2 protein-coding genes are annotated in these 7,243 nt (G+C 75.8%); both read right to left on the bottom strand.

All coding sequences use genetic code 11. The annotated features are described in order from the left end of the window. Positions 1-97 precede the first annotated feature (97 nt). Complete coding sequence (locus tag ACFV1W_RS39315) at positions 98-6,364, bottom strand: type I polyketide synthase (protein ID WP_380422239.1); 6,267 nt, start codon at positions 6,362-6,364, stop codon at positions 98-100. Positions 6,365-6,589: 225 nt separating this feature from the next. Next, positions 6,590-7,243, bottom strand: a 654-nt coding sequence (locus ACFV1W_RS39310; RefSeq protein ID WP_380422237.1) for a phosphopantetheine-binding protein, incomplete at its 5' end; no start/stop codon positions are given.

The following is a 7,243-nucleotide window of genomic DNA, read 5'->3' as shown; positions in this document are numbered from 1 at the left end:
TCCGGTCCCTTTGGGTGTCTTGGTTTGGGTTTGTGGGGGGCGCTCCCCGCGCCACCCCCCCCCCCCCCCCGGCCGGTCCACCGTCAGGTGGAGCGGCTCAGCCGAGCCGGTCGGTCAGCCAGGCGTGCACCGCGCGGGCGGTGTTCTCGGCGTACTCCTCCATCATCGAGAAGTGATCGCCCTCGGTGTCCACCGTGCTGTGCTCCGGCGCCCAGGTGGACCGCCAGTCCTCCTGGTGCCGCCAGTTCGGCAACGGCTCGGTGGCGCGCACCAGCAGGGTGGGCGCGGCGATCGGCTGCGGCCGCCACTCGGCGAACAGCCGGAAGTAGCCGGCCATCGCGGTGAGTCGGACGTCGCCGAGCGCCCCGAAGCCCCCGGCCGGCCCCGCCGTGCCGCCGTCGTCCGCGCCGGCCTCGGGAGCGCCGCCCCCGAGCCGAGCCTGCACCCCATTGAAGGCGTTGGTGTCCAGCGGGTAGATGTCGATCAGCACCAGCGCCTCGGGCCGGACGCCCCGCCGCTCCAGGTGGCCGGCCAGGGCGTGCGCCAGCATGCCTCCGGAGGAGTGTGCGGCGAGCACGAAGGGCCGGTCACCGGTGTGCGCGAGCAGCGCCCGCGCGTGCGCCTCGGCCAGGGCCTCGATGCCGGCGGGCAGCGGCTCCCCCGGCACGAAGCCCGGTGCGGGCAGCACCGAGACGTCGCGCACGTCCCGCAGCGCGGCGGCGAAGCGCGCGTACTCGTGCGGACCGGACATCGGCAGGATCGACGGGATGCAGATCAGCTCCGGCCCGGAGTCGCCCTTCGCCAGCCGGACCACGTCCAGCTCGCCGTCGAGATCCTCCGGCGACTCGAAGGACGGCCGGAACTCCGAGGCCGCGGTGAGGAGTTGGATGAACTCATGGAGCCGGCCGAGCTCGCCCGCCCGGCGCGCCATGGCACCGAACACGCTTTCCGGTTCGCGGACCGGCACGACCTCCTCCTCGGTCCGCGCGGAGGCGGCGCCGACCGCCCTGGTGAGGTAGGCGGCCAGTGCCTCCGGCGTGGGGTTCTCGAAGGCCACCGTGGCGGGCAGCCGCACACCCGCCGCCGCGCCGAGCCGGTTGCGCAGCTCGACGGCGCTGAGCGAGTCGAAGCCCATCTCCAGGAACCGGCGGGCGGGCGGCACCGCCTCGGCGTCGGAGTAGCCGAGCACCAGGGCGGCCTGGGTGCGGACGTACTCCAGCACGATCGCTCCGCGGTCCTTCTCGGCCACCCCGGCCAGCCGCTCGGCCAGGGACGGGGCGTCCGTGCCCCGGCCGCCCTCCGCCCGGCGGGCGACCGGCTTGACCAGGCCGCGCATCAGCGGCGGCAGGGCCTCCGGGCCGGCCTGGCGCAGCCCCGCGAGGTCCACCCGCATCGGCACCAGCACGGCCTGTCCCGCACCGAGCGCCACGTCGAACAGAGCGAGCCCCTCGTCGGAGGTGAGGCCGGGGATGCGGCTGCCCGTCCGGGCCGCGGCCTGCTCCCCGTTGGCCTCGCCGATGGCGCCGAGGCTGTCCAGCCAGAGCCCCCAGGCGAGCGCGGTGGCCGGCAGCCCGGCCGCCCGGCGCCGCTGGGCGAGCGCGTCGACGAAGGCGTTGGCGGCCGCGTAGTTGGCCTGGCCCGGGTTGCCCATGACACCCGCGGCCGAGGAGAACAGCACGAAGGCCTTCAGGTCCAGCCCCTCGGTCAGCTCGTGCAGGTGGAGCGCCGCATCGACCTTGGGGCGCAGGACCTTCGCCAGCCGCTCGGGGGTGAGGCCGTCGACCGTGCCGTCGTCCAGCACGCCGGCGCTGTGCACCACCGCGGTGAGGGGGCGGTCGGCGGGGACGTCCGCCAGCAGCTTCGCCAGGGCCTCCCGGTCGGAGGTGTCGCAGGCGGCGATCTCGACGTGGGCCGCGCCGAGGCCGGTCAGCTCGTCGGCGAGCTCGGCCGCGCCCTCGGCCGCGAGGCCGCGCCGGCTGGTCAGGACGAGGCTGCGGACCCCGTGCTCGGTGACCAGGTGGCGGGCCACCAGGGCGCCGAGCGTACCGGTGCCGCCGGTGATCAGGACCGTGCCGTCCCGGTCGAGCAGCGGCTGCGCGGGGGCCTCCCCGGCGGCCGGGTCGACGGTGGCCGGCACCCGGACCAGCCGCGGGCTCAGCGCGGTGCCCGCCCGCAGCGCCAGCTCCGGCTCTCCGGAGGCAACCGCCGCGAGCAGCGCACCGTCCGAGGCGTCGTCGAGGTCGACGAGCACGAACCGGCCCGGGTTCTCGGTGCGCGCGGAGCGCAGCAGGCCCCACACCGGGGCGGCGGCCAGGCCCGGGACGTCCTCGTCCGGACCGGTCGGGACGGCGTTGCGGGTCACCGCCACCAGCCGGGTGTCGGCGAGCCGCTCGTCGGTGAGCCAGGTCCGCACGACGGTCAGCGCATCGAGCGCGGTGCCGTGCGCGGCCTCGCGCAGGCCGTCCGCCCCGGCGGGGGCGGCCACCGGGCCGAAGGGCACGAACACCAGCTCGGGCGCGCGCTCCCCGGCGTCCAGGGCGGCCGTCAGTGCCGCCAGGTCCGCGTACCGGGCCGGCGCCACGCCGTCCAGGCCCACCCCGAGCACCGCCGCCGACGGCCGGGCGCCGCCCGCCGCCGGTGCCTGCGGCACCCACTCCACCCGGAACAGCGACTCGTGGTGCCGGGCCCCGGCCAGGTTCAGCCGCTCCGCCGACACCTGCCGCACGACCAGTCCCTCGGCCGCCACCACCGGGCGTCCCGAGGCGTCGGCCACCTGCAGCGAAAGGGCCTCCTCGCCCGCCACCGGCGCGAAGCGCACCCGCAGTGCGGTGGCCCCGGTCCCGTACCGGCTGACGCCGCGCCAGGAGAACGGCATCCACAGCCCGCCGCCCGATTCGCCGCCGGACTCGACCGCGCCCGCCGCGACGGCGTGCATGGCCGCGTCGAGCAGGGCCGGGTGGACACCGAACCGGCCTGCCTCGGCGTGCAGTTCCTCGGGCAGGGCGATCTCGGCGAAGATCTCCTCACCACGCCGCCACACCGCGCGCAGCCCCTGGAAGGCCGGCCCGTACCCGATGCCCGCCGCGTGGAAGTCGTCGTACAGGCCGTCGACGGGCAGCCGCTCGCCGTCCTTCGGTGGCCAAGCCGTGAAGTCGAAACCGGCGTCCGCGGGCGCCCCGGCCAGCCAGCCGGTCGCGTGCCGGGTCCACACCTGCTCGCCCTCGTCGCCCTCGACGCGCCCGTACACGTCGATGCCGCGCCGCCCTGCCTCGTCGGGCACGCCGACGGCGATCTGCACCGCGACACCGCCCTGCTCCGGCAGGATCAGCGGGGCCTCGAAGGTCAGCTCCTCCAGCGCCCCGCAGCCGACCAGGGCGCCCGCGTACAGCGCGTACTCGACGAAGGCGGTGCCGGGCAGCAGCACCGTGTCGAGGGCCGCGTGGTCGGCGAGCCAGCCGTGCGTCTGCAGCGAGAGCCGGCCGGTCAGCAGCAGCCCGCCCGCGTCCGCGCGCTCGATCGTGGCGGACAGCAGCGGGTGGTCGGCGGGCACCAGACCGGCCGATGCGACGTCACCGGTGTACGGGCCGGGCTCCAGCCAGTAGCGGCGACGCTGGAACGCGTACGTCGGCAGCTCGACCGGGCGGCCCGGCGCGATCACCGCGGACCAGTCGGGCTCGGCCCCGTGCGCGTGGGCGGTGGCCAGGGCCGCTGCGAAGCGCAGCGCCGAACCCTCGCCGCGGCGCAGCGTGCCGAGGACGGCGGCGTCGCTGCCGGTGTCCTCCAGGATGCCCTGCAGCGGGACGGTCAGCACCGGGTGCGGGCTGACCTCGACGAACAGCCGGTGCCCTGCGGCCAGCAGTTCCCGGACCGCGCCGTCGAACTCGACCGTCCGGCGCATGTTCAGGTACCAGTACTCGGCGTCCATGCCCGCCGTGTCCAGCAGTTCGCCGGTGACCGTCGAGTACAGCGGCACCGTCGCCGGGCGCGGCGCGACCGGGGCGAGGTCCGTGAGGATCCGCTCCCGCAGCGGCTCCACCTGCGCCGAGTGGCCCGCGCCGAGCGCTCCGGGCACCCGGCGGACCCGGATCTCCGCCGCCTCCATCGCCGCCACGAACTCGTCCACCGCGTCCGGCACCCCGGCCACCACACAGGCGCCGGGCCCGTTCACCACCGCGACCGACAGCCGGTCGCCGTACGGCGCGATGTGCGCGCGGACCTGTTCCACCGGCGCCAGCACCGAGGCCATCGCGCCCTTGCCGATCAGCGCGAGGAGCGCCTTGCTGCGCAGCGCGACGATCCGGGCGGCGTCCTGCAGCGAGAGCGCGCCCGCCACGTACGCGGCCGCGACCTCACCCTGGGAGTGCCCGACCACGGCGGCCGGCTCGATGCCGCAGGCCCGCCACAGCGCGGCCAGCGACACCATGGTGGTGAACAGCAGCGGCTGGAGCACGTCCAGGCGCTCGGTGTCCGGCGCGTCCGCGGCGCCGCGCAGCGCGTCGGCCACCGACCAGTCCAGGAACTCGGCGAAGGCCGCCTCGCACTCGGCGACAGCGGCCGCGAAGACCGGCGAGGAGCCGATCAGTCCGGCCGCCATGCCGAGCCACTGCGAGCCCTGGCCGGGGAAGACGAACACGGTCCGGCGGTCCGGGCGGGCCGTGCCCCGGACGACCGCCGAGCCCTCGCCCGCGTCCCGCCCCTCGGCGACGGCCGCGAGACCGGCCAGCAGCCCGTCCAATCCGGCCGAGACCACTGCGGCCCGGTAGTCGAAGGCAGTGCGGTCGGCGAGCAGCGCGTGCGCCACGTCCGCCGGGGTCAGCTCCGGCCGGGCCGCGACGTACGCGCGCAGCCGCTCGGCCTGGTCGCGCAGCGCCTGCTCGGACGCCCCGGACAGCAGCCACGGCGCGGCCTGCGCCGGAAGCACCCGGGCCGGGTCGACGGCCTGCTCGGCGGTCTGCTCGGCGGTCTGCTCGGCGGTCTGCTCGGGCGCCTGCTCCAGGACGACGTGCGCATTGGTGCCGCTCACTCCGAACGACGACACGCCCGCGCGGCGCGGCTCACCGGTCTGCGGCCAGGGCCGTGCCTCGGTGAGCACCGCGACCGTGCCGTCCGACCAGTCGACCTTCCTGGTCACCTCGTCGACGTGCAGCGTCTTCGGCAGCACGCCGTGCCGCATCGCCATCACCGTCTTGATGACGCCGCCGACACCGGCCGCCGCCTGGGTGTGGCCCACGTTCGACTTGAACGAGCCCAGCCACAGCGGGTTCGCCCGGTCACGTCCCTGCCCGTAGGTGGCGATCAGCGCCTGCGCCTCGATCGGGTCGCCCAGTGCGGTGCCCGTGCCGTGCGCCTCCACCGCGTCCACCTGCTCGGGCGCGAGTCGGGCGTCGGCCAGCGCCTCCAGGATGACGCGCTGCTGGGACGGGCCGTGCGGGGAGGTCAGACCGTTGGAGGCACCGTCCTGGTTCACCGCCGTACCGCGCACCAGGCCGAGGATCCGCCGGCCGTTGCGCCGTGCGTCGGACAGGCGCTCCAGCAGCAGCATGCCAGCGCCCTCGGAGAAGCCCGCGCCGTCCGCGTCCTCCGCGAACGCCTTGCAGCGTCCGTCCGCCGCGAGCCCCTGCTGCTTGCTGACCTCGATGAACGTGCCCGGCGCGCACATGACCGTCGCACCGCCGGCCAGCGCCATCGAGCACTCGCCGTTGCGCAGCGCCTGCACCGCCAGGTGCAGCGTCACCAGCGAGGACGAGCACGCGGTGTCGACGGTCATCGACGGGCCGACCAGCCCGAAGGTGTACGAGACCCGGCCGGAGGCGACACTGCCGGACGTCCCCGTGGAGAGGAAGCCGCCGACGCCCTCCGGCAGGGCCGGGGCCTGGGCCAGGTAGTCGGTGTTGTTCATCAGCCCGGCGAACACGCCCGTCCGGCTGCCGCGCAGGTCGGCCGGCTTGATCCCGGCGCTCTCGACGGCCTCCCAGGACGCCTCCAGCAGCAACCGCTGCTGCGGGTCCATCGCCAGCGCCTCACGCGGCGAGATCCCGAAGAACGCCGGGTCGAACTCCCCCGCGTCGTGCAGGAAGCCGCCGAAGACCGTGTCGGACCCGTAGCCGTCCTCGTCCGCTCCCTGGAGCCCGGCGATGTCCCAGCCCCGGTCGGTCGGGAACGCGGTCACCCCGTCGACGCCGTCGCGCACCATCTCCCACAGCCCGTCGGGGTTCTCCACCCCGCCCGGGAAGCGGCAGGCCATGCCGACGATCGCGATCGGCTCGTGGGCGTTCGACTCCAGCTCGCCCAGCCGTTGGCGGGTCTGGTGCAGATCTGCCGTGACCTGCTTGAGGAAGTGACGGAGCTTCTCCTCGTTGGACATGATGATGTCTCTTCTCCTAGCGGATCTGGCGGTCCGGCGATCTTGTGATCTGGCGCTCTGGCGCTCTGGCGCTCTGGCGATCGGATGGTCTGGGGGGCCGTGGGCCTGCGGGCACATGGGCCCGAGGCCCCGTGGCGCGGGGGCGGCAGCGGGTGACCGACGCGGAGGGGGCCCGAGGCCGGCCCCTGTGGGGGCGAGGCCGGCCTCGGGCAGGTGGAAACGGGGTCAGGAGATGCCGAACTCCCGGCCGATGAAGTCGAACAGGTCGTCGTCACCGGCGTCGTCGATCACCTCCGTGACCGCGACGCCGGCCCCGTCGCCCTGCTCACCGCCCCGGCCGTCACCCAGCCGGGCCAGCAGCGCCTGGAGCCGGGTGACGACCCGGAGCCGCTCACCGCCCTCCGGCTCGGACTCCGCGAGCATGGACTCCAGGACGTCCAGCTCCTCGGCCACGCTGCGCCCCGCGTCGTTGCCGCCGGGCAGGGTGGTCAGCAGGTGGTCGGCCAGGTCCGCGGAGTTCGGGTGGTCGAACACCACGGTCGCGGGCAGCCGCTGCCCGACCGCCGCACCGAGCTGGTTGCGGAACTCCACGGCGGTGAGCGAGTCGAAGCCCAGCTCCCGGAACGCCCGGTCGGCCGGCACCTCGGCGGTGCTCGCGAACCCGAGCACCGCAGCCACCTGCCCGCGGACCAGCTCCAGCACGGCCGGCCTGCGCTCCGCGGCCGGCAGCGCCAGCAGTCCGTCGAGGACTGTGCCCTGCGCCCCACCGCTCGCAGCCTGGGCTGCGCGGCGGGCGGGGGTGCGGACCAGGGCCCGCAGCAGCGGCGGGACGCCGGTGGTGGCGGCCTGCCGACGGACGCCCGCCAGGTCCAGCCGGAC

The organism is Kitasatospora sp. NPDC059648 (assembly GCF_042734825.1).
Lineage (GTDB): Bacteria > Actinomycetota > Actinomycetes > Streptomycetales > Streptomycetaceae > Kitasatospora.
Note: the sequence above shows the minus strand (reverse complement) of the source record. Positions and strands in the feature narration are given on the sequence as shown.

Coding starts and splice junctions, on each gene's coding strand:
- ACFV1W_RS39315 (WP_380422239.1), bottom strand. CDS start 6,364: ATGTCCAACGAGGAGAAGCTCCGTCACTTCCTCAAGCAGGTCACGGCA.